This is a genomic window from Lysinibacillus sp. JK80, assembly GCF_027557635.1.
Classification (GTDB): Bacteria; Bacillota; Bacilli; order Bacillales_A; family Planococcaceae; genus Lysinibacillus; species Lysinibacillus capsici.
Genome location: NZ_CP058997.1, coordinates 3374622 through 3398884, shown reverse-complemented (window position 1 = coordinate 3398884; position 24263 = coordinate 3374622). Strand labels below are relative to the sequence as shown.

The window sequence follows — 24263 nt, the reverse complement described above, 5'->3', positions numbered from 1 at the left end:
CGTTTTTATGGTATGCTTTTTGATGTAGACATTGAGCTATTGATAAATTTAAAACTAGACAATGCTATAAATGAAGTGTAAGAGAAATGAGTGAAACGAAGTGAACTGGTTTAAAAAACAAATTAGTAAATTTATTAATAAAGAAGATGAAGACTATGAGTATGAAGAATATTATGAGGATTATGGAGAAGTTCAGTCGGAGCAATTACATACACAAAAAGAACCACCAATCGCTAAGCAAAAGACTTTCCGTTTCCCTTTGATTGACGATGATGAAGGTGAAGCATCCTATACGCACTCAAAAGAAATGTTTGATCAAATGGAAGATGATGATTATGGACAAATTGGGGATTTATCGTTACCAAAACATTTAAATCATCATATTGTCGATTCTAGTGTTTATGATGTTGAGGTTTCAGGAATTCGAGATTTACTAGCAAATCGCTCTAAACGTACAGGTAGAAAAACAATGATGAAAAGTCAGCCTTCAGAACAAGAATTTCGTTCAAGAGCAAGCTTAGTCTTTCGAGATGCACAAAATGAAACAGCTACTATAAGTCCTATGACTGCACCTGCACCAAAAGAAAAGAGTCAGCGAAAAGAACAAAAAGTTGAAAATATTATGCCTGAGAATCGCAAACGATTTGTTCCAACAGATGTGCCTTCACCTGTCTATGGTTTTGCAAAACCAAGTCCCATCAAAGATTTATTAGATAAAAGAAAAGAGGAATATGAGAAGCAAGAAACCGATGTACAGGCAGTTGAAAGGGTTACTGTTGCAATGCCTTTAAAAGAAGCGACAACAAATGAGGTCAATGAAAATATACTAGAAGAAAAAGAGCCGGCTAGCACAAACCAAACGGTTTTAACGGAACACCATGAGATTATTCAATCGAAAGAACTTTCGACAGTAAGTGAACCAATTATTTTTGAGGAAGAACTGTTGGTTGAAGAGAACGATGATAAGGAAAATTTGTCATCAAATGTAGCTGTGCCTCAAACGACTTCTTTTGCTATGGATTTTGAAGGGCAAGAGAAGGAAGCTGTTGTTCAAGATCAAACAGTTCAACAACTTTCAGCAGATCAATCGGAAATCCATGTCAAAGAAATGATTGTGGAACAAGTACAAATAGAAAATTCTACGATCCATATTGGAGAAGTTACTGTCGTTCAACCGTCAATGGATGACCAATCTCCTGATACTGCATCGAGGGAAGAAAAAAGTCGAATTCCATTTAATGTACTAATGTTAAAAACAGATAAAGAAAAATGGAGAATCCAACAGCAATTGAAGATGGCTCAGCAGCCTATACGTGTAGAGAGCATGCCAGAAACAGAGAAAAACAAACTAGTGGATGTGATGCCAGAAAAATCATCGTCCTTAGACAGCATGACAACAAATGAAATGTCCGTTTCACCACCAGAAGATGACAACGATTTCCATATGTCAGAGACTGTTCAATTGCAAGTAGATGGTCCAGTGCAACTTGAGGTAAAAGATGAAGTAGAAAGTGTCCCTACAAAAAGTAGTGCTGAAGAGCCTATTGCTGTAATTACAATGGCTCCTGTTACATCCATGTCAAGTATCTCAACAAATGAAAGAATAGAAATTGAAAAAGCAGCTGCTGATGAAATTTCTGCAACTATTGAGCCAGAGCTTGAGTTAGAACCAGAACTTGAACTATCTTCAGAACGGGACCAAGTGTCAGAACCAGAACTAGCTATCGAACCTGAAGTAGTTTCAGAAATTGTAGAGTATGCTCCGGTAGAATCTGTTGAGAATCAAGTAGCACCACAAGAAGTAGAAGTAGAAGTAGAAGTAGAAGTAGAAGCTGAGATACCAGCAAAGCCTGTACACGTTTATCAAAAGCCAACGGATGAATATCTAGAGCCACCAGAGGAAAAAACACAGGATACGGATTGGATGGAGCAACAGGGCGACACATTAGTCGAAGCACTATCTTATTTCCAAGTTTCTGCGCAAATTGAATCGATTATGCAAGGTCCTGCTGTTACTCAATTTGAAATAACGGTGAGCCATGGTACAAAGGTGAGTAAAATTCGAAACTTAGCAGATGATTTAAAACTTGCCCTAGCAGCAAAAGATATTCGTATTCAAGCACCAATTCCTGGGAAAAGTTCGATCGGTATTGAGATCCCAAATCGAGTATCACGAGCTGTTCGCTTATCTGAGGTAACAAATAGTGCCTCCTTCGTTGAGTCAGATTCACCATTAGAGGCAGCATTAGGACTTGATTTGACTGGAAAACCTGTTACGTTAGATTTACGTAAAATGCCACATGGCTTAATCGCTGGTGCAACGGGTTCGGGTAAATCCGTTTGTATTAATTCTATTTTGGTTAGTTTATTATATAAAGCTGCACCACACGAGCTAAAACTTATGCTGATCGACCCTAAAATGGTAGAGCTGGCGCCATTTAATCATATTCCGCATTTAGTTAGTCCTGTCATTACAGATGTAAAGGCGGCAACGGCGGCACTAAAATGGGCAGTTGAGGAAATGGAGCGTCGCTATCAACTATTCGCTCATGCAGGTGCACGTGATATTACACGTTTTAATGCCATAGCTGATAAAAATAATGAACATAGCCTGAAGTTGCCTTACATTTTAATTGTCATTGATGAGTTAGCAGATTTAATGATGATGTCTCCAGCAGATGTAGAGGAGGCCATTTGCCGTATTGCTCAAAAGGCACGTGCATGTGGTATTCATTTAATTGTTGCAACGCAAAGACCTTCAGTGGATGTTATTACAGGGTTAATCAAATCAAATATCCCTACACGTATTGCCTTTGCAGTTTCCTCTCAAATTGATTCTCGTACCATTTTAGATGGGCAAGGAGCTGAAAGGTTACTTGGTCGAGGGGATATGCTATATTTAGGTAATGGTATGTCAGCGCCCGTGCGTTTACAGGGAACTTTTGTTACAGATGATGAAATTGAATCGATTATTGAGCATGTTCGTGAACAGGGTGAGCCTGATTATATTTTCGATCAAGAGGAATTATTAAAGAAAACAGAGGTGTCCGCAGAACAGGACGATTTATTTGAAGATGTTTGTCGATTTGTCTATGAGCAAGGTGGCGCTTCTACCTCATTGATTCAACGAAAGTATCATATTGGCTATAATCGTGCTGCTCGTTTAATTGACATGTTAGAATCACATGGTTTTGTTTCGGAAGCAAGAGGAAGTAAGCCACGTGAAAGTTACATTACAGAAGAAGATTTAATTACTATGTTTGAATAAGAATTGCATTGTTTTCGTCTAGATTATCTAATTTACGTCGAATTTAGTTTTTTTAGAAAAGTTACACATCTATCCTTATGCATAAAAAGTGCTATAATAGACAAGATGTGTTGAATAGTACGTATTTTTTAACACTTGTGAAGGTATTAATACCTAACCATTCGTGAAATAATACGATACACCTAATAGATGATAGATGGGATATTGAAATTCCCGGGGGGTTTAATTAATGACAGTTTTTCATTTCACAGGCATTAAAGGTTCTGGCATGAGTTCGCTTGCACAAATCTTATTTGATGCTGGTGAACAAGTACAGGGCTCAGATGTCGATAAATATTTCTTCACGGAGCAACCGTTACGTGAACGTAATATTCCAATTTTTACATTTAATGCAGATAATATTAAAGAAGGTATGACAGTGATCGCAGGTAATGCATTTTCTGATGATCACCCTGAATTAGTACGTGCTCGAGAAATAGGTGTAGAAGTCATTCGTTACCATAAATTTTTAGGTGAATATATTGGCAACTATACATCTATTGCCATCACAGGTGCACATGGTAAAACATCTACGACTGGTTTAATGGCACATGTGGTAGGTGGCTATAAACCGACATCTTATTTAATTGGTGATGGTACTGGGGCAGGTCATGAAAATGCTGATTTCTTTGTAATGGAGGCGTGTGAATACCGCCGTCACTTTTTAGCATATAATCCTGATTATGCTGTGATGACGAACATCGATTTTGATCATCCAGATTACTTCGCTAATATAGAGGACGTATATTCTGCATTTCAATCATTAGCATTACAAGTGAAAAAAGCAATTATAGCATGTGGTGATGATGAACAGCTTCAACGTATTCAAGCAAAAGTACCAGTTGTGTATTATGGATTTGGTGCTGAAAATGACTTTGAAGCTCGTAATGTTGAAAAAACAACTGAGGGTACAAAATTTGATGTTTTTGTACGTAATGAATTTTATAGCACTTTCTTTATCCCATTATTTGGGGATCATGCTGTTTTAAATACATTGGCGGTTATTACGCTATGTGAATATGAAGGCATTTCTCCAGATATTATTCAGGAGCGTTTACACACGTATAAAGGTGTAAAAAGACGTTTTACTGAGACGGATATAGGGGATAATGTTTTAATAGATGACTATGCACACCATCCAACGGAAATTCGCGCGACAATTCAATCAGCACGACAAAAATTTCCTGAACGTGAGCTAGTTGCGATTTTCCAACCACATACATTTACACGTACACAAGCTTTTTTACAAGATTTTGCGGATAGTTTGAGCCTTGCAGATACAGCCTATTTATGTGATATATTTGGCTCTGCGAGAGAAACGCAAGGCGCGCTTTCTATTCATGATTTAGCGTCACTTATTGAAGGCAGTGCAGTGATTACCACTGAAGGAATTGATATATTAACAAAACATAATGGCGCAGTATTTTTATTTATGGGCGCTGGTGATGTTCACAAGTTCCAAGATGCTTTTGAAGACGTGCTTAAAAACAATGAAACAGCTTAGTCCGTAGGGGTTAAGCTGTTTTTTCTCAAATTTAAGCAGGAATTCCGTTTTTTTTGTCGAAGATAGGGAAAGTAATAGTAAAGACAATTTACTAGCAGGAGGTCAACTTATGGAAGTGATTTTGTATATTGCAGCCATTATTGCTGCAATCGGTTTTTTAATTTTATGTGTGAGCGTGGGCATGACATTATTCTCGCTTAAATCCATCTTAAACAGCTTAGCAGGGACATTATCTGGGATTGAAGGCCAAATGGAAGGCATTACACGCGAAACAACTTCTTTATTATCAAAAACAAATAGCTTAGCAGAGGATATTCAACATAAATCTGAACAATTAAATTCAGTTGTTCAAGCTGTTAAAGGTATTGGTGACTCCGTTAATGGTTTAAATAATTCTGTTCAGCAGATTACTACTTCTGTCTCTAAAAGCGTAGAACAAAATGAAGAAAAAATTGCACAAGTTGTACAATGGAGTAATGTTGCGATGGGTATTGCTGATAAATGGAAAAAGCGAAAAATCATCGAGCAGGAAACGGTATCACCTGATGCCTATGCATTTGAAACTGTGCAAGTAGAAGAAACACCAAAAAGAAAATGGGGTCGTAAAAAATGATAATTATTCAGTGAGTATTCTATGCTGGCTGAATAAAAATAAAGTCTTAGACATATAAGTTGAAGATGCATCTGTGAAAATAGATGGACAACCAGTCTAGACAAATTTGATAATTAGATGGGGAGGAATTGTTGCATGACAACTCAAAAGCCAAATTTTAACGAAGTAAAGGAACAGCAGCTTGAAAGTTCTTTGCCTCAGCTTTATCATCCGCAAGACTCGATTTATGAAGAGGAGCGTGTAAACATGAAAGATTTTGTGATTGGCGCATTAGTTGGTGGAATCGTAGGGGCTGCTGCAGGTCTACTGTTAGCTCCAAAATCAGGAAAAGATTTACGCAGTGATGTGGCTGTACAAGCTGTTCAGCTAAAAGATAAGAGTGCAGACTTCTCGACAACTGCAAAAGATAAAACAGTTCAACTTTCTAAACAAATTCAAGAGCAATCTACACAATTAGTAGAGAAAGTAAAAACACTAAAAACAGCAAAAGCACCAACTGTTTTTGATGATGGTACGGTTTCCTTTGAAGGGGAAGAACCATTAGAGGATTATATTCCAAGTGAGGAACCAAAAGCCGAAGAAACGACAGAAAAAGCAGATCAAAAAGAAGAAACAAATGAAGAAGTTCGTGCATAATGCATAATATAAAGGGATACGTTACAAGATAAAGTTGTAACGTATCCCTTTTTTTAAATGATAGGTGTAGCTTCTAATATTATTTCTAATTGATCACCACCAAATATCTCTGTATCAAAGCTCGCTGGCTGACCATTTCTTAAAATCGTAAAATTCCCCTTAAAGGCACTTGGCAGCTGCCAATTAGAGAATCGGAAAACATCTTGATAAATCCAACGACTACGATCCTTTTCTTTAAATACTAAAGTCGCTCCATTGGGTACAGTGGATTGTGGTGACACAACCATTTTATTAACAATCGCTTCATTTGCAGTCTTCTTTAGTTCCAAAACTTCCTGTTGGAAATGAATAATGATTTTATCCTCTAGCAAAAGATTCATTTGGTCTGCGATATGCTGTACTGTTGGTAGAGATGGTTGTTGGAAGCTTATCACATCTCCATTTTGTACAGCATAGCTCAATTTGGCTACTTTTCCATTAATCATTAGCTGAGAAGAGAACTCTGGTAAATATAAAGGTTGTCCATCTACTTGAATCGTATAGGACTCAAATTGCTTTAATAAATGCCAATTATTAGTGATTTTGAATACATCCTCAATTGTTTCGGCAATATCAAAAACGACGATATCACGATCATTTAAAACGGTATCGAGTGATGCAGAAGAGTTATTGACAGAAATTTTGGGCTCAATCACATATTTGGTGTTTTGGATTGTCACAGTCTTTATTGCTGCATCATCTATAAGATCTCTTACTGTAGCCGTCGCCTGTTGCCCATCTTGGCCTTCTATTAACTGAATGGCATCTCCAGTTTTAATCAGGCTTTTTGTTGATGCCTGTTGCCCGTTTACCAATATTTCAGCAGGCTGACCATGTCCACCTGGTATAAATATGTCCTGTCCGTTGACACTGATAGATAGTCCATGTCCTGGTTTTCCATATAATTGCTTTGCACGAATATTTGCAGCTAGAAAGGCATCTGCAACAGTCATTTCTTTTAGTTCAAAAAGGCGTACCACTTGGTTATTGACTGTTAAACTCATATATTGAATCGGCATTTTTTTAGCAGCAATGGCAATACCAATAGGTGTGACTAATTCAGGTGAGGCTTTTATATGATCTTCTTTTGTTAAGTTTTGAATAGCATCAATGCCTCGAACAGCAATACGATTAGCTGGTAAATCTAGAACTTGACCTAGTTCTGTAGTAAGGTTGGGTGTTAAACTACCGCCACCAACCAGCATAACGGCTTTGGGTGCTACTCGATTATTGAGTCGTAGAATTTCTTCTCCGATAGACTTCGCCAACTGTTTAACTGCAGGCTCAATTGCTAAAAAAACCTCTTCCTTTGGATAGAACTGATCAAAGCCTAGAATATCTTGAATCAATATCTCTTCAGAGGTTTGTAGCTGACGTTTAGCCTGTTCAGCTACAGGGAAGTCTAGCAAATAGTGGTCGCTTAAAGCTTCTGTTATTTCATCGCCAGCTGTAGGGACCATGCCATAAGCTACAACTGTACTTTTATCCGTAATGGCAATATCTGATGTACCTGCTCCTATATCAACAAGTGCCACATTTAGGCGACGCATCGTTGGAGGAATCAGCACATTAATGGCAGCAATCGGTTCTAACGTCAATGCTTCCATCTCTAAATCAGCTCGTTTAAGAGCGGCAATCAATGATTCCACAACTACACGAGGTAGAAACGTTGCTATCACTTCGATTTGGGCTTCATCCCCTTGTTGATCCAACAAGCTTCCGATCTCCTCGCCATCCAAGCGATAATACAGGACTGAGTAACCTACACAATAATAGTGGCTAATTTTTGCATCCTCTTTTTGTTGCAAGAGTTGCTGCTGTGCTTGTTGAACAGCCTGAAGTTCCAAGCGACTAATATCTTCTTCAGTAAAAATTGGTCGATTACGAATATTGATGGTCACACTAGCTTGTTCAGTTTTCAAAGATCGACCTGCTGCAGCGACACTTACCTTTGTGAGAGGCCCATGTTTCTCTTCAAGTTCACGTTTTATTTCATTAATTAATTCTGCCACATACATGACATTATGTATTTGTCCATCTACCATGGCACGTTCTTTATGCTCTTTTACTAAAATATCTTCCACATGAAAATGATCATTTTCTTCTTGGAGAATAATCCCGACCACTGAGCGAGTGCCAATATCAAGTGCGAATAGTTTAGAACTCAATGTAATCGCTTCCTTTCGCGTCATACTTGAAAATAATTTAGCGAGTTGAAGCGCTAAATTAAAAATGCGTGACATTCTGAACAACATTGATTATAATAATGCTATTATCTAAAAATGTAACATACATTTCAGAGTTCTGAAAGTGTCTGTCATGAGGAGAGGAGCAAGAAAGCATGAGCCAAAAAGATTTAGAAAGCTTACGTAGTCAAATAGACGGTTTAAACTTAGAAATTCTTCGTCTAATTAATGAACGTGCAGCTGTAGTTGATGAAATCGGTAAAATTAAAGAAAAACAAGGTGTGAATCGCTATGATCCGCTGCGTGAAAGACACATGCTTGATCTTATTAAAGAACACAATCAAGGTCCATTAAACCAAATGACGGTTGATTATATATTTAAGCAAATCTTTAAAACAGCTTTAAAACAACTTGAGGCTGATAAAAAGAAAGAGTTGCTTGTATCTCGTAAGAAGAAGTCAGAAGATACAATTATTAATATCAATGGTGAATTAATTGGGCAAGGAAAACCATCTTTCGTATTTGGTCCTTGTGCGGTTGAGTCTTATGAGCAAGTAGCAGCAGTTGCTGCTTCTATTAAAGCAAAAGGCGAAAAGTTAATTCGTGGTGGTGCTTATAAGCCACGTACTTCTCCTTATGACTTCCAAGGTCTTGGATTAGAAGGTCTGAAAATCTTAAAACGTGTGTCCGAGGAATATGGTTTAGGTGTTATTACAGAAATCGTGACACCAGGTCATTTAGAGGAAGCATTGGATTATATTGATGTCATCCAAATTGGTGCACGTAATATGCAGAACTTTGAATTATTAAAAGCAGCAGGTGCAACAAATAAACCTGTCTTATTAAAACGAGGTTTAGCTGCAACAATTGATGAATTCATTCATGCTGCAGAATACATTATGTCTAAAGGAAATGAAAACATTATCCTTTGTGAACGTGGTATTCGTACTTATGAAAAAGCAACTCGTAATACATTAGATATTTCAGCCGTACCAGTTTTAAAACAAGAAACGCATTTGCCAGTATTCGTAGATGTTACACATTCAACAGGGCGTCGTGATTTATTATTACCTTGTGCAAAAGCAGCTATTGCAATTGGTGCTGATGGCGTCATGGCAGAGGTGCATCCAGATCCATCTGTGGCATTGTCTGACTCACAACAACAAATGGACATCCCAACATTTGACGCATTCTATGAAACGCTACAAAAATTCATGAAAAACCATGAAATTCATGCTTAATTGTTAACAGCGAACACCGCTTGCTTACTTCGGCAGGCGGTGTTTGTTATATCGTGACAAAATAATGTCTAGAATAGGACTATTAGTACTTGGTTTTTACGTAGTTCTTCTTGAAAATAATATGAAAATTATCGTATGATAAGGCTATAATAGGAAAAAAGGGAGGCACGTACGATGACTGTTACAATTTATGATGTTGCAAGAGAAGCAAATGTTTCCATGGCAACGGTCTCTCGTGTAGTCAATGGTAATCAAAACGTAAAACCAGCAACACGAAAAAAAGTACTAGAAGTAATTGAACGATTAGAATACCGTCCAAACGCAGTAGCGCGAGGTTTAGCAAGTAAGAAAACAACAACAGTTGGCGTGATTATCCCAGATATTGCAAACAATGTTTATGCGGAGCTGGCTCGTGGTGTAGAGGATATTGCCACAATGTATCGTTACAATATTATTTTAGCCAACTCAGATCAACATGAAGATAAAGAGTTACAGCTACTGGATACAATGCTTGGAAAACAGGTTGATGGTATTGTCATGATGAGTGATGAGGTTACAGAAAAGATGCAGCAAACGATGGATCATTCGCCAGTACCAATTGTGCTTGCAGGCTCTGTGGATGAATCCCAAACAATTGCAACTGTGAATATCGATTATTTCCAGGCGGCTTATGAAGCTATTTCATTACTTATTCAAAATGGCCATACACGGATTGGTTTTGTAACTGGCCCACTTTCGTATACAATTAACGGAAAATTCAAGCTAGCAGCCTATAAGAAAGCATTGCAGGATGCTGGTTTACCAATAGATGAAGCATTAATTGCTGCAGAAGAGTCCAGCTATGATATGGGCTTAGAGGCTTGGGAGATTTTATCTGCTCTTGAACAGCCACCAACAGCTTATTTTGCAGGAAGTGATGAATTGGCCATCGGTTTAATTCATGGCGCACAAGATGCGGGCAAAAATGTTCCAGAAGATATTGAAGTTATCAGCTTTGAGAACTCAAAGTTAGCACGAATGGTTCGCCCACAGTTAACAAGTGTCGCGCTACCGCTTTACGATATTGGAGCTGTTGCAATGCGCCTGCTGACAAAATTAATGAGCAAGGAAACTGTCGAGGACGAAGCGGTTATTTTACCACACCGTATTGAGCATCGACAATCTGTCAAAAGTAAATAATGATACTAACACGTAAATCGCTAATGAAGGATTTGCGTGTTTTTATTTGCTGGATGGAACGTCAAAAATAGAGGATAGCGTTTCAAAGGTGAGGGATAGAACAAAAGAATTGATGGATATACCACCAAAAGCATTCATCTAATTTAAAAAGCCTCACGAATATCGTGAGGCCAAGAAATTAATCCCGTCTTTCATTCCGAATAATATGTAGCGATTTGGCTAACATTTGAGCATTCTTTTCCTCTATTTCCGCTTTACGAGGAATTGGCTCATATAAAGGAATCGGATCCTCCCATGTTGGAATAAAAGGAACAGGTGCTTCTGGTTGCCAGCGATCCAGCCATGCTTGAGGGAGTGGCCCCATTGGTAACGCTTGGTCAGTCATTTCCAACCATAACATGGACCAGGCACGGGGCACCACTCGCCAAATATCGTAGCCACCGCCCCCCACTGCAATCCATCGACCATCACAATACTCATGTGCTAATTGATGAGCTAGCTTAGGAATTTCGCGATAAATATTCATTGTTCCATGTAAATGTGTTAATGGATCAAAATAATGTGCATCTGCACCATTTTGTGTTAATACAACATCTGGCTTGAAAAATTCAAAAATCTCTCGCATTGACTGTTCATAGATCTCTAGGAAACTTTCATCCTCAGTAAACGCATCCATTGGAAAATTAAAGGAGGTTCCATAGCCTTGCCCATTGCCGCGCTCAGTAATATTTCCAGTTCCAGGGAATAGATAACGACCAGTTTCATGTATGGACAGTGTACAAACATTAGGATCCTCATAAAAGCTCCATTGGACACCATCCCCATGATGAGCATCTGTATCTACATAAAGTACACGAGCGTTGTACTTTTCCTGCAAGTAACGAATAGCCACTGTGCTATCATTGTAAATACAAAAACCTGATGCACGACCACGGAAACCATGATGGAGTCCTCCACCAAGGTTAAGGGCGTGTTCGGCTTTTCCTTCCATTACATAATCAACAGCGGTTAAAGTTCCACCAACTAGCTGTGCACTTGCTTCATGCATATTTTCAAAAATAGGGGTATCTTCAGTGCCAATCCCATAGCTTTCACATTGTGCTTCTGATAATTCACCATGTCCTGCTTTTTTTACAATATCTATATATTTTGAATCATGTGCAAGCAATAGCTCTTCTTCCGTTGCAACACGTGCTGGTACAATATCTACATCATCGAGTGCATTAATATTTTTTAGTAGATCCATAGTTAGCGTCAAGCGTTTATGATTGAAAGGATGTGTATCTGAAAATTTATATCCGAGTTGTTCTGGCGAGTATACGAATACGGCCTTTTTCATTATAGCGAAACACCCGGTAAATTTGGCCATAGGACATCAAAGCCCTCTTTGCGTAGATCTTCAATCATTGCTAAAGGATTTAGTGTTTTTACTCGGACGCTTAAAATTTTGTTTTGTGTATTTTCAGAGTCAGGATAAACTAAGACGCTTTGGACATTGGCATGATGTTGATGAAATATTTTGGTAATTTCAAATAAAACTCCCGGGGTATCGGATACCCGAATCTCGATTTTTGACCCAGGCTCTGTAGCACCAGTCAGCTCTATATATGTATAGAGTAAATCTGTTGTCGTAACAATGCCTACCAATTTTCCACCAGAGACAATAGGTAAACAGCCTATTTTTGATTCGTAAAACGTAAGTGCCACCTCTTCAACAAAATCTAGTGGATGACCTATAAGGGGGTCTTTCACCATAATATCCTCTACTTTTGCATTAAAAATAGGAGAGTTTGGTTCATCCTGCAAAGATGAGGGCAAGACCTCTTTAATATCTCGTTCAGTAATTACACCTAAAACGTGGTGTTCATCATCTACAACTGGTAAATGACGAACTTTCTTTTCACGCATTAACTTTAGTGCCTCCTGCACGGTATTGGTAGGAGCTAATGTATAAGGCTTATCATTCATAATTTCTTCTACAATCATATATGCATCCCCTTTGTATTAGTTTTAATACATGAAACGATTTCTAAAACGAAGTCTATCAAATCTTTCCATTGTCTCAGGAGGCACCCTTTTTCCTTCGCGCGCCATCAGGCAATTGGCTGGATGTGATGTAATTTCAGGATCATCTGTTGCAAAATATTCGAAACCAGCAGAGCTCATCATTTTCTCCATCATTTTGCGGTAATCCCAAACATTTAAACCAGTTCCTTTTAAATCCCAATGCCAATAGTACTCGGTAGTAATCACAAGATAATCTTCCATTTCATCCCCCATAAATGAAACGGCTAGTAGTGCCTTCCCAGCACCAGTACCACGGTAGTCTGGAATGACTTCAATGGCACCTAATTCAATCATGTCATCGATACGATCTTCTGCCCATCGTTCAAGTGGATCAGGGTAAAGATAGGTAACATAGCCTACAATAATATCTTCGTTTCGAATAATAATAATACGGCCTTCGGGTAGTCCAGCAATTTCTATAATGGCCTGCTGTTGCTGTTTTGGAGGTCTGAAGGCAACCAAGCCTTCATGGAATGAATATGTAGCTAATTTTTCTGGAGGCACAGGTCCTTCCACATACACAGTACCATGCTTTGTTTCCTTTGTGACAGAAAAAAAAGTTTTTTTATGTTCCATAATTACACCACCTGAGTTTAATAATTCCATTATAGCTGATTTTTTGCGTAAAAACGCTTATTTTTGCAAAATATACCTGTATTTTTGGAAAAATAAAAATATTGAGACAATCTATCTGAATTCGTGTAAAATAAGATTATATTGCTTCTGTTATTTAACAGATAAAAGTAGTGCTATTAGGGATTCGAACATTAATACTATGGATAACTGTTATATAACAATTGCTACATATCAATTTTGCTTTTGGGAAATTCTCTGAATTTCAACAGGGGGGATTGTTGAAATTTAGTCAAAAACAAAAGCAAAGAAAGGGGTATTTTCATGGGGATGAAAATGAAGGAGAAGTTAATGGCTTTACCTGGTCAACACCATTTAACGAATTATGAAGAAGTGGCAGAATCTCATAATTGGGCAGATACGGAAAAGGCATTTAGTTGGAGCGAAACAGGTTTAGTGAATATGGCATATGAGGCTATTGATCGCCATACAGAAACACATCGCAAAAATAAGGTGGCATTGTATTTTAATGATGGTAAACGGAAAGAGGCATATTCATTTAATGAAATGAAAAGGTTAACAAACAAAGCAGCAAATGTTTTTAAAGCGACTACTAATCTGCAGAAAGGTGATCGTTTATTTATTTTTATGCCTCGTTCACCTGAGCTTTATTTTTCATTATTAGGTGCGTTGAAAATGGGGGTTATTGTTGGACCATTGTTTGAAGCTTTTATGGAAGGTGCTGTGTATGATCGACTTGCTGATAGTGAGGCGAAAGTATTAGTCACGACACCTGCTTTACTTGAACGTGTACCTTTAGCTAAATTACCTAAATTGGAGCATATCTTTTTAGTAGGGGAGGGCGTTGAGGAAACAGCTCAAATACTAGACTTTACTAAACATTTAAAAGAAGCTTCAGCTCATTTTGATATAGAGTGGGTAGACAGAGAAGATGGGATGATTCTTCACTATACCTCTGGATCAACAGGTGCTCCAAAGGGTGTATTGCATGTCCATAATGCTATGATTCAGCAATATCAATCGACACAATGGGTACTTGATTTACGTGAAGATGATATTTATTGGTGTACAGCTGATCCTGGATGGGTTACAGGAACAGCCTATGGCATCTTTGGTCCGTGGTTAAACGGTGTAACAATGCTAATCGTCGGAGGAAGATTTTCACCACAAGCATGGTATCAGGCTATAGAAGATTATAGTGTGACAGTGTGGTATAGTGCACCAACAGCGTTCCGTATGCTGATGGGCGCAGGTAGTGGCTTGCTTGAAAGCTATGATCTCACATCTTTACGCCATGTGCTGTCTGTTGGTGAGCCTTTGAATCCAGAAGTTATTCGCTGGGGAGTAGAGGAACTAGGTCATCGTATACATGATACATGGTGGATGACAGAGACGGGAGCACATATGATTTGTAATTATCCATCGATGGATATTAAGCCAGGTTCAATGGGGAAACCTCTTCCTGGTATTCATGCGACGATTGTAGATGATGCAGGCAATGAGGCTCCACCATTTACAATGGGGAATCTAGCTATTCGTCGTGGTTGGCCTGCCATGATGCGCCAAATTTGGGGCAATCCAGAGCGCTATGAATCTTATTTCCTAAAAGGAGAATGGTACGTTTCTGGAGATTCAGCCTATATGGATGATGAAGGTTACTTCTGGTTCCAGGGGCGTGTGGATGATGTCATTATGACGGCTGGTGAACGTGTAGGACCTTTTGAAGTAGAAAGTAAGCTACTTGAGCATCCAGATGTGATTGAAGCGGGTGTTATCGGGAAACCAGATCCGGTGCGAGGTGAAATCATTAAAGCCTTTGTATCCTTACGAGAAGGGATTGAACCTTCTGATGCATTAATTGAAGATATACGTGATTTTGTTAAAAAAGGTTTATCTGCACATGCAGCACCACGTGAAATAGAATTTAAAGATAAATTGCCAAAAACACGTAGTGGTAAAATTATGCGTCGCGTTTTGAAAGCTTGGGAATTAAATTTACCAACTGGTGATTTATCAACCATGGAAGATTAATTATCTACAACATCAATTGATATTTATACAACATGTGCATAAAAAGAAGGCAGGGATTCATTCGATGGGCGAAAGGATTCTTGCCTTCTTTTTTCTGGATTTACAATAGTATAGAGGTGAGAGTAGGTGAAATATTATCTATTTCAAAAAACAATGAATTAAATAAAAATTCAGTTGACTTAATAAATATGCAGACGTATACTATTTTTAACTTATTTCAGAGGTGAGTGCAGTGAAAGTAGGTATTATTGGAGCAACTGGATATGGTGGTCTAGAACTTATTCGATTTTTACATAATCATCCAGCTGTAGAACGAATTGATTTATTTACTTCTTCAGAAGAGGGTGTCCAATTTTCTTCGAAATTTGGCCATCTTGTTAGGATAGCTGATACACCGTTACAAAAGATAGCGTATGACACTTTAGAAAAATTCGATGTTATTTTTACGAGTACACCATCTGGGGTGACAAGTGAGCTATTACCGCCTTTGGTTGGGAAAGGACCAAAGTTAATCGATTTATCTGGTGATTTTCGGTTAAAAGATCTAGCAAGCTATGAAACCTGGTATGGCAAAAAAGCTGCACCGTTCCATAGTGTTCAACAAAGTGTATATGGTTTAACAGAATGGAATGAAGAGCCTATACGTCAAGCAACACTTGTTGCTAATCCGGGTTGCTACCCAACAGCAGTTTTATTATCCTTACTACCACTTGTAAAAGAACGTTTAATTGATCCTAGTTTTCTAGTTATTGATGCAAAGAGTGGCATTTCAGGAGCAGGCAATAAGCCCTCACAAACTACCCATTTTAGTGAGACAAATGAGAATTTTTCGATCTATAAAGTAAATACACATCAACATATTCCCGAAATTGAACAGGCACTTTCCATGTTTGCTCAAGCAGATACAAAGGTTACTTTTAATACGCATCTGGTTCCAATGACCAGGGGAATTTTGGCGACATCCTATGCACCAGTAATGCAGGGAATTACAGAGTCGCAATTGATCACTTGCTTACAGGCAACCTATGAGAATCATCCATTTGTTCGAATCGTTACGGATGCATCGAGTTTAGGGACAAATCGTGTCAAGGGATCAAATTATTGTGACATTCTAGTGAAAGTAGATTCCCGTACAAATCGCGCCACAATTGTTAGTGTAATTGATAACCTTGTCAAAGGAGCAGCAGGGCAAGCTATCCAAAATATGAATGTGCAATTTGACTTACCACAAACGACAGGGCTAGATGTTGTACCGTTCTTTATTTAACAGCATGCAGGCAACTGTATGCTTCTCTTATTTATTAATCTAAGGAGGAATTTCGGATGACAGTTACCACTTCAACGAATGTAATGAAAAAATTATCAAGTAAAAATATTGTTTCACCAAAAGGCTTTAAGGCAGCCGGATTACACTGTGGTTTAAAACATAAGAAAAAGGATTTAGCCCTTTTAGTAAGTGAAGTCCCAGCAAGTGTTGCGGGTGTTTTTACTACAAATGCTGTGCAAGCAGCACCATTAAAAGTCACGAAGGAAGTTGTTTATGCAACTAAGAAAATGCAAGCGATGATCGTGAATTCAGGCAATGCGAATGCTTGTACAGGTAAACAAGGTGTAAAAGATGCCCAAACAATGCAAGCGCTAGCTGCTGAAAAATTAGGGATTGCACCAAATTTGGTGGGAGTTTGCTCGACAGGTGTTATTGGAGAAATGATGAAATTAGAGCCAGTAGCAAATGGTATTCTTCAGTTAGAGCCAAAGGACAATTTAGAAAGTGCGATTGACTTTGCGCAGGCTATTTTGACAACAGATACCGTCATGAAAAACACAAGCTATAGTACAACTGTGGATGGCAAGGAAGTTATCATTGCTGGTGTAGCAAAAGGTTCAGGTATGATCGAACCTAATATGGCAACAATGCTAGGCTTTATTACAACAGATGCCAACATTGAATCTGATGTGTTACAAGCAGCTTTATCGACTATTACTAATTTAACATTTAACGCTATTACAGTTGACGGGGATACATCCACTAATGACACAGTGGTAATATTGGCTAATGGCTTGGCAGGGAATAATTCTTTAACTCCAGAGCATCCAGATTGGCAAAATTTCTTTAACACTTTGCAAACAGTAGCGGAAGATTTAGCAAAAATGATTGCCAAAGATGGTGAAGGAGCAACGAAGCTTATCGAAGTGGAAGTTGTTGGTGCAATTTCAGACGAGGAGGCACGTAAAATTGCAAAAACAGTCGTTGGTTCACCACTTGTAAAGACTGCAGTTTTCGGCTGTGATGCCAACTGGGGGCGTATTATTGCAGCAGTAGGGTATAGTGGCGCAACAGTTGATCCAGATAAAATTACTATCCAAATCGGTGGTGCTACTATGGTAGAAAACGGTGAACCAATTCCCTTTTCTGAGGACGAGTTAATTCAAATATTAAAAATGCATGAAGTAAAAATCTATGTGTCCCTTGGTGTGGGTGATGGTAAGGGGCATGCTTGGGGATGTGACTTAACATATGACTATGTCCAAATCAATGCATCATACCGCTCATAAACGTGTGGTCATTAAGCTTGGGGGCAGTACACTGGAAGGTTTAAATGAGGCTTTCTTTGATAATTTTAAAAGATTACAAGAGAGTGGGGTAGAGCTTATTATTACCCACGGGGGTGGGCCAGCCATAAATCGAGAACTAGCTGCTCAAGGCCTACAATCACATACATTAAATGGAATACGTGTCACTAACGAGGCTGCAATTAAAGTTGTCCAATCGACCCTAATAGGGCAAGTAAACACTGCATTAGTTCATGAGTTAACAACAGCTGGTATAGCAGCCATCGGATTAAATGGCTTTGATAATCAGTTGATAGTCGTAGACTTTTTAGATCAAGAGACTTACGGGTATGTAGGAGCTATTAAAAATATCAATACATCCTTATTGGAAGCTTTAATGGGTGTAGGGATTGTACCTGTTATTGCCTGCGTAGGTACGACCGAAGCAGGTCAGGCTCTTAATATTAATGGCGATACGGTAGCAAGTGAAATTGCTTTAGCCGTCGGAGCAGATAGCTTACTACTCGTGACAGATGTGAGTGGTATCCGTATTGAAGATGAATATCAAGCAATAGCTACACCTAGTCTTATAGATCAATGGACAGAGCAGGGCCATATTTACGGTGGAATGATTCCGAAAGTGCAAGGAGCGATTGACTGTTTACGGGCAGGGATTCCTTCTGTACAAATTGTAGGCGCAACTTTAATTGGTACAACAATTGTAGCCACAAGTGAACTTCTTTCTTCCTAGTGTTCTAAATAGGATAGCTTGAGAAGTATAGTTGTTGAAAGAAACTATTTTAAATGATAGTGGAGATGATAACATGAGTGTTTTATTTGAGAATTACGGCAAGCGTCGTGCACAAATTGTTAAAGGTCAGGGGACAATTGTTGAGGATTCAACAGGGAAGCAATACTTGGATTTTACTAGTGGCATTGCTGTGGTGAGTCTTGGTCATGCCCATCCAGCCGTTGTACAGGCACTTCAAGAGCAAAGCCAAAAGCTATGGCATATTTCAAATCTTTTTGAAATACCAGGTCAGGAAAAGGTGGCAGAAAAATTAATTGCTAATACACACTTTTCACATGCCTTTTTTTGTAATAGCGGGGCTGAGGCTAATGAAGCGGCCATTAAATTAGCTCGTAAGCATACAGGCAAACATCATATTATTACATTTGAAAAATCATTCCACGGTCGTACTTTTGGAGCAATGTCTGCAACAGGTCAAGGCAAAGTACATAATGGCTTTGGACCACTCGTAGAAAAATTTTCGATTTTGCCATTTAATGATGCTGCTACACTTGAAGCAACCGTTGATGATTCAGTTGCAGCTATAATGCTAGAAATGATTCAGGGAGAGGGTGGCGTCAATAGTGTATCAGCAGAATTTGCCGCAGCTATTGCAAAAGTCTGTGAGGAGCAAGGTGTACTACTAATTGTTGATGAAGTGCAAACGGGCATTGGAAGAACAGGAACACGCTATGCATTTGAACAAACGGTATTAAAGCCACATATCGTAACTTTGGCAAAAGGCTTAGGTGGTGGTTTCCCTGTTGGTGCAATGCTCGGAACTGCTGAGCTTCATGCTACATTTAGTCCAGGAACACATGGTACAACATTCGGTGGAAACCCTCTTGCGATGAATGTGGCACAAGCTGTTTTAAATCATGTGTTTGAGCCAGATTTTTTACAGCAGGTACGAGAAATATCTGCCTATTTTGTGGCACAACTAAGGGCTCATTTATCTTCTAGCTATACTGTTCAAGGCCAGGGTCTCTTGTTAGGGATTGGCTGTGGGGACACTGAAGTTGCGCCTTATATCGCGGCAGCGGAAGAAAGTGGTCTTTTATTAGTAGGGGCAGGGCCAACAGTTATTCGTCTTTTGCCTCCATTAACGGTCACGAAGGAAGAGATTGACAAAGCAGTAGCTATTTTAAAGAACATATTACCGTGATAATACACTTTCGTTCAGCAATGAAAGTGAGGCATTAGCGGCAAAAATGTCTAGACATTAGGGATGAACAAAGAATCTGCTAGATATGAGCAGATTCTTTGCGCTATAAATGCTATTGTAGCTGTTTTACTAATGTTGTCACTAATTTTGGTAACCAATCTTCAAGCTGACTAAACGTAAATCCTGCCTTCTCAGCCTTAGCATTGGACATATACCAATCAGCAGGCACCCCATAAGGAGACTGTGATTCCTCATCACCACCAATGAGGGAAATTTTTGCGCGCTGACCACTTGCTTCTTCAATTAGAGCAATTAGATATTTGAGAGATATGGCCCCTGATGCGGTAGCATTGTATGGTCCCTCAATAGGAGTAACGCCCGCAAAGTATAAAAATTCAGCAGCTTCCCCATCTGTAATATAACTCATCTTTGCATCTATGTTCGGTAAAGTAATTGGCTGATTCTGTAAAATATGTTCAACGTGGAAATGTAAACGTCGAGTATAATCATCTTCACCCATCACAATTGGGAAACGTACAGCTACGACTGGGAATGAAGCTTCTTTGAATAAGACTGCCTCTGCTTGTCGTTTTCCTTCTCCATAAGAAAATTCCTCTTGATGTCCCATACGAATTTGATACTGGTATGGATCAAAGTCTTCTTCCTTTTTCATCTTACCATCTACCTCATATGTTGAAAGAGTAGAAGTAAAGACGAGCTTTTTCGTTTTTCCCTTTAATATCTCGCAAATCGCTTGTGCCTCTTTGGGCGAATAGCAAATATTATCATAGACAATGTCCCATGTTGTATTGGCTAGTGCCTGCTCTAAAGCATCACGATCATTACGATTTACTACTAATTGCTTAACATGTGTACCAAAGGGATTGCCACTTTGACCACGTGTTAAAATTGTTACATTATGTCCATTTTGAATACAAAGATCAACTAGCTTTTTTCCAAAAAAACGTGTGCCTCCTAAAATCAATATGTTCATATATTTTCACCCCTTCAAAATAGTAGTCCTCTTAATAATGACAAAAAAACAGACTTACTACAATTCATAAGTAATATGCAGTAAGTCTGTTTAATTGATTATCTAATACAAATGCTTTTGCTAAGGCATAATGGATTAGCGCCTTGATGTTTCAGTTGGAGTAGTGGTATTACCATTGTCTCCTCCGTTTGTGCCATCTCCGGGGTTATCAGATCCATCGCCATTGCTTCCGGAGCCATCCCCGTTATTGGAGCCGTTGCCATTGTTACCAGAACCATCACCATTATTGGAGCCATTGCCGTTATTACCAGACCCGTTCCCGTTATTGGAGCCATTGCCGTTACTACCCGAACCATTACCATTGCCATTGCCATTAGTAGGTGGTGTTGTAGGTGGTATTGGTTCTTGGTCGTTTTCCTCTGGGTCAGGTTCATTTTCACTACCGCCAGTAGACACAACATTGGAGTGTGGTGATGTTAAACCTGTAATATCTACAGCGACCACTACATAAGCTTGTCCACTAGCAACGGTAATGCTTTGTGTTGACTCTAGTACGGACGTTACAAGTGTATTACCGCCATTCGTAACGTTGTAGATACGATAACCAACAACATCATTCGATGACTCTGACCATGATAATGTAGAGCCATTTACTGAAGCTGAGACAGCTGCTGGAGGGCTACCATCCGCTGGGAAATCAACTGCTGATACAGATGAATTCGACAATGTAGAATTCTTTGGTAACAGACTAGCAGGGTTCCCGCCAAGTCTACCTAACATTCGTTTAATAAAGTCTTGATTAATGCCTGCGCCACCTGCTTTTACAAACTCTGCTGGTGTATTTGGCAACGCATTATAAGTTTTTCCTTTAATCGTCACAACACTTGAAGATGCTAAGCTATCATCAGGTTGTGATGGTAAAAATACTTTCGCATTAAATAAATCTGAGCGTACAAGACCTGCGCTAGCACAAGCTGCAGAAGGGGCCATGCCGGAAATGCCACAGAATGATGCTGTCACAACATTTTTAGGCGCCTTAAAACTTGTTGGAGGGTCAATTAGCTGAGGGTCCGCATCGTAAACAGCATTCATTAAAGTACCCCATAGCTTATTCACCCGAACGCTTGGCTGTAAATAGGTGTTGTTAAATGCATAAAGTGTACGAGGTTGATCGTAACCCATCCAAACACCAAGAGATACATTAGGGTTATAACCAACTAACCAAACATCTTTATATTCTTGAGAAGTCCCTGTTTTTGCAGCGAAATCAGAAGAGAATTTTAATGTATTTCGTGCCATTGTCCCTGTTCCTTTAGTGAGAACATCACGTAGCATATCTGTCACGATATAAGATGTCTCTGGGCTAAATACTTGAACAGGTTCTACTTCATGTTGGTAAACAATATTTCCTTCTTGGTCTTCAATTCGATCAATCATATAAGCGTCAATGAATTGGCCACCATTTGCAAAGGTAGCAAATGCATTTGTATTTTCTTCAACAGTAGTTCCTTCGCTTAAAGCACCGATCCCAGTTGCTAGGTTAGTAAAATCATCTGGATGTAATTTTGAGAATCCCATTTTTACTAACAAATCTGCAGGGCGTCTACTAATAATATCATTATATAAACGTAGTGCTGAAATATTTTGAGAATCTGCTAAAGCTTCACGTGCTGGAATAAGACCTCGCTCATCACTCGTAATATAGTTACTTGGACTCCAAGAACCGATTGAGAATTTCACGTCAACTAATGGACTACCCGCACCGATTACGCCATACTCAATGGCAGGTCCATAAACAAGTAATGGTTTCATTGTAGAACCGTTAGAACGATAAGCTTGTGTTGCATGGTTTACTTGAGTGGTTTTAAAGTCTCGACCACCGACAAAGCTTAAAATACGACCTGTCGTATTCTCTATTAAAATACTACCTACTTGTACCGGCATCTCAATATCAATTTCTTCACCAGTAACAGGATCTTTCCCTTTACCAGTATACGTATGACCATAATACTGGAAGTCTTTTGCTGCTTTTTGCATCGCATCATACATATCTTTATTAATGGTTGAATAAATACGATAGCCTTTTGAACGAACATCACGATCTGCTAAAATCGTATATTTATCCTTTAATTTTTTTTCTGACTTTAAGCGCTCTGGGTCAATCCCATCATCTTTTGCTAATTTTTCAGCAATAATATCTTTTGCACGAGCTTCAAGCTCATAAGTCAACCAAGGATAACGATCCTCCGCGCGCATTTCTGGTCCACGGAAATCGGCAGCAATATCATAGTTTAACGCTTCATTATACTGTGCATCATCAATATAACCAGCTTCTTTCATACGATAAAGTACTGTTTTCATACGATCAATACCTGGTTTCAAAGCTTCTTCACTTTTCAGTTCACCTGTATTTGTAAATGGTGTATAAGCAAATGGTGCCTGTGGAATACCAGCTATGTACGCAGCTTGAGGAAGAGTCAATTCTTTTGCTTTTACGCCAAAAATTCCTTCCGCAGCTGTTTCAACACCTGCAATATTTCGTCCTGAAGAGTTACGACCATAGGGAATGATATTTAAATAAGCCTCTAATATTTCTTCCTTCGTCATAAAATGTTCTAAACGCATCGCTAGTAAAATTTCCTTAGCTTTACGCTCGTATGATACTTCATTAGTTAGTACTTGGTTTTTAATAAGCTGCTGGGTAAGTGTAGAACCACCTGTCTGCGTTGCAGAGTTTGTGACATCTTGTAATAACCCACGAATAACTGCTTTAGGAACAATTCCGTTATGCTCTCGGAAATATTCATCTTCTGTTGCCAGAACAGCATTCACGACCTCTGGTGCAACATTGCTAAGCGAAGTTTCACGTCGATCTAAATCTGTCCTTAATTTCCCAATATAAATATCGTTGGCAAAATAAATCTCACTGGTTTCTTCATAGCTAAAAATTTGATCCCTTAACTCTTGTTTTGAGCGTAACGGTTCTTCTTTTACAAGAGAAGCAAAATAACCAGCTCCAACTGAACCGACAAATACAGTGCCAACCAATGCAAAGACTAAAAATAGTAAAAATAAGTTCCAGGTAACACTACCTGAAATACGTAATTTCTTCATCCATTTTTGTTCAAGTAATTCATCGATCTTTGCATTGATTTTTTCAATCCAATCTTTCAATGTATCGACCTCCTAAAATCTTGTCTATTATAGCACATATTGTTTTAGCACGAACATAGTTATTGACTTTGAAAAAGAATCGTATAAAATTATGTTTATAGTTTTCTGGTGATGAAGAGCTTGCAGTAGTGTCTATATTCCCTGTTTAGAGAGCCAGTGGTTGGTGAAAACTGGTCATATTGTAGAGACG

Annotated in this window: 17 protein-coding genes and 1 other annotated feature (1 of these 18 only partly in view); of the genes, 11 read left to right on the top strand and 6 right to left on the bottom strand. The window is 38.8% G+C overall.

Going from position 1 to position 24263, the window contains the following annotated elements; translation table 11 throughout:
* The first annotated feature begins 100 nt into the window (after positions 1-100).
* The 4 genes from HXV90_RS17015 to HXV90_RS17000 all read left to right on the top strand — a co-directional run bounded on the left by HXV90_RS17015 (position 101) and on the right by HXV90_RS17000 (position 6060).
* A complete protein-coding gene (locus HXV90_RS17015; RefSeq protein ID WP_269897652.1) occupies positions 101-3268 on the top strand; it encodes a DNA translocase FtsK in 3168 nt (1055 codons plus the stop codon).
* 229 nt (positions 3269-3497) lie between these two features.
* Complete coding sequence (murC, locus tag HXV90_RS17010; RefSeq protein ID WP_004226102.1) at positions 3498-4811, top strand: UDP-N-acetylmuramate--L-alanine ligase; 1314 nt, start codon at positions 3498-3500, stop codon at positions 4809-4811.
* 109 nt (positions 4812-4920) lie between these two features.
* Positions 4921-5424, top strand: a complete 504-nt coding sequence (locus tag HXV90_RS17005) for a DUF948 domain-containing protein (RefSeq protein WP_048393503.1) — start codon at positions 4921-4923, stop codon at positions 5422-5424.
* Between the two features lie 135 nt (positions 5425-5559).
* Positions 5560-6060, top strand: coding sequence for a YtxH domain-containing protein (locus tag HXV90_RS17000; protein ID WP_004226105.1), 501 nt, complete (start codon positions 5560-5562; stop codon positions 6058-6060).
* A gap of 53 nt (positions 6061-6113) precedes the next feature.
* On the opposite strand, the gene pilM is transcribed toward HXV90_RS17000, so the two are convergent.
* Entirely contained in the window at positions 6114-8267 is a 2154-nt protein-coding gene (pilM, locus tag HXV90_RS16995; protein WP_269897651.1) for a pilus assembly protein PilM, read from the bottom strand.
* A 173-nt stretch (positions 8268-8440) separates the two neighbouring features.
* On the opposite strand from pilM, the gene HXV90_RS16990 reads away from it, so the two are divergent.
* Both HXV90_RS16990 and ccpA read left to right on the top strand, forming a co-directional pair.
* Positions 8441-9526 (top strand): bifunctional 3-deoxy-7-phosphoheptulonate synthase/chorismate mutase, encoded by a 1086-nt coding sequence (locus HXV90_RS16990; protein ID WP_004226108.1) that lies wholly within the window; start codon positions 8441-8443, stop codon positions 9524-9526.
* A gap of 174 nt (positions 9527-9700) precedes the next feature.
* Complete coding sequence (gene ccpA, locus HXV90_RS16985; protein ID WP_048393506.1) at positions 9701-10705, top strand: catabolite control protein A; 1005 nt, start codon at positions 9701-9703, stop codon at positions 10703-10705.
* 178 nt (positions 10706-10883) lie between these two features.
* Here the strand turns inward: ccpA and HXV90_RS16980 are convergent, their stop codons facing one another.
* Genes HXV90_RS16980 through HXV90_RS16970 form a run of 3 tightly spaced genes read right to left on the bottom strand, consistent with a single transcriptional unit; the run spans position 10884 to position 13348 of the window.
* Entirely contained in the window at positions 10884-12044 is a 1161-nt protein-coding gene (locus tag HXV90_RS16980; protein ID WP_048393507.1) for an acetoin utilization protein AcuC, read from the bottom strand.
* Positions 12044-12691 carry an acetoin utilization AcuB family protein gene (locus HXV90_RS16975; RefSeq protein ID WP_048393508.1) on the bottom strand — a complete coding sequence of 216 codons (648 nt, stop codon included), beginning with the start codon at positions 12689-12691 and terminating at the stop codon, positions 12044-12046. The genes HXV90_RS16980 and HXV90_RS16975 overlap by 1 nt, the downstream gene beginning before the upstream one ends.
* A 24-nt stretch (positions 12692-12715) precedes the next feature.
* Positions 12716-13348, bottom strand: a complete 633-nt coding sequence (locus tag HXV90_RS16970; protein ID WP_036078398.1) for a GNAT family N-acetyltransferase — start codon at positions 13346-13348, stop codon at positions 12716-12718.
* A 321-nt stretch (positions 13349-13669) separates the two neighbouring features.
* Here HXV90_RS16970 and acsA point away from each other — a divergent pair, with 321 nt between their 5' ends.
* From acsA to HXV90_RS16945, 5 genes are all read left to right on the top strand, one after another.
* Positions 13670-15397, top strand: a complete 1728-nt coding sequence (gene acsA, locus HXV90_RS16965; RefSeq protein ID WP_369700625.1) for an acetate--CoA ligase — start codon at positions 13670-13672, stop codon at positions 15395-15397.
* 232 nt (positions 15398-15629) lie between these two features.
* On the top strand, positions 15630-16664 hold the full coding sequence (argC, locus tag HXV90_RS16960) for an N-acetyl-gamma-glutamyl-phosphate reductase (protein WP_048393511.1): 1035 nt from the start codon (positions 15630-15632) through the stop codon (positions 16662-16664).
* A 56-nt stretch (positions 16665-16720) separates the two neighbouring features.
* Entirely contained in the window at positions 16721-17953 is a 1233-nt protein-coding gene (argJ, locus tag HXV90_RS16955; RefSeq protein WP_048393513.1) for a bifunctional glutamate N-acetyltransferase/amino-acid acetyltransferase ArgJ, read from the top strand.
* The gene (gene argB, locus HXV90_RS16950; RefSeq protein WP_048393515.1) at positions 17916-18701 is read left to right on the top strand and encodes an acetylglutamate kinase; all 786 of its coding nucleotides are present in this window, start codon (positions 17916-17918) and stop codon (positions 18699-18701) included. The genes argJ and argB overlap by 38 nt, the downstream gene beginning before the upstream one ends.
* 73 nt (positions 18702-18774) lie before the next feature.
* A complete protein-coding gene (locus HXV90_RS16945) occupies positions 18775-19905 on the top strand; it encodes an acetylornithine transaminase (RefSeq protein ID WP_048393719.1) in 1131 nt (376 codons plus the stop codon).
* Positions 19906-20017: 112 nt separating this feature from the next.
* Here HXV90_RS16945 and HXV90_RS16940 read toward each other — a convergent pair whose 3' ends face one another.
* Together HXV90_RS16940 and HXV90_RS16935 are read right to left on the bottom strand one after the other, a co-directional pair.
* Positions 20018-20899: an NAD-dependent epimerase/dehydratase family protein gene (locus HXV90_RS16940; protein ID WP_269897650.1), complete on the bottom strand. Its 882-nt coding sequence runs from the start codon at positions 20897-20899 to the stop codon at positions 20018-20020.
* Between the two features lie 135 nt (positions 20900-21034).
* Positions 21035-24073 (bottom strand): transglycosylase domain-containing protein, encoded by a 3039-nt coding sequence (locus tag HXV90_RS16935; protein WP_269897649.1) that lies wholly within the window; start codon positions 24071-24073, stop codon positions 21035-21037.
* Positions 24074-24175: 102 nt separating this feature from the next.
* Positions 24176-24263, top strand: a binding site (T-box leader); it runs 121 nt beyond the window's last position.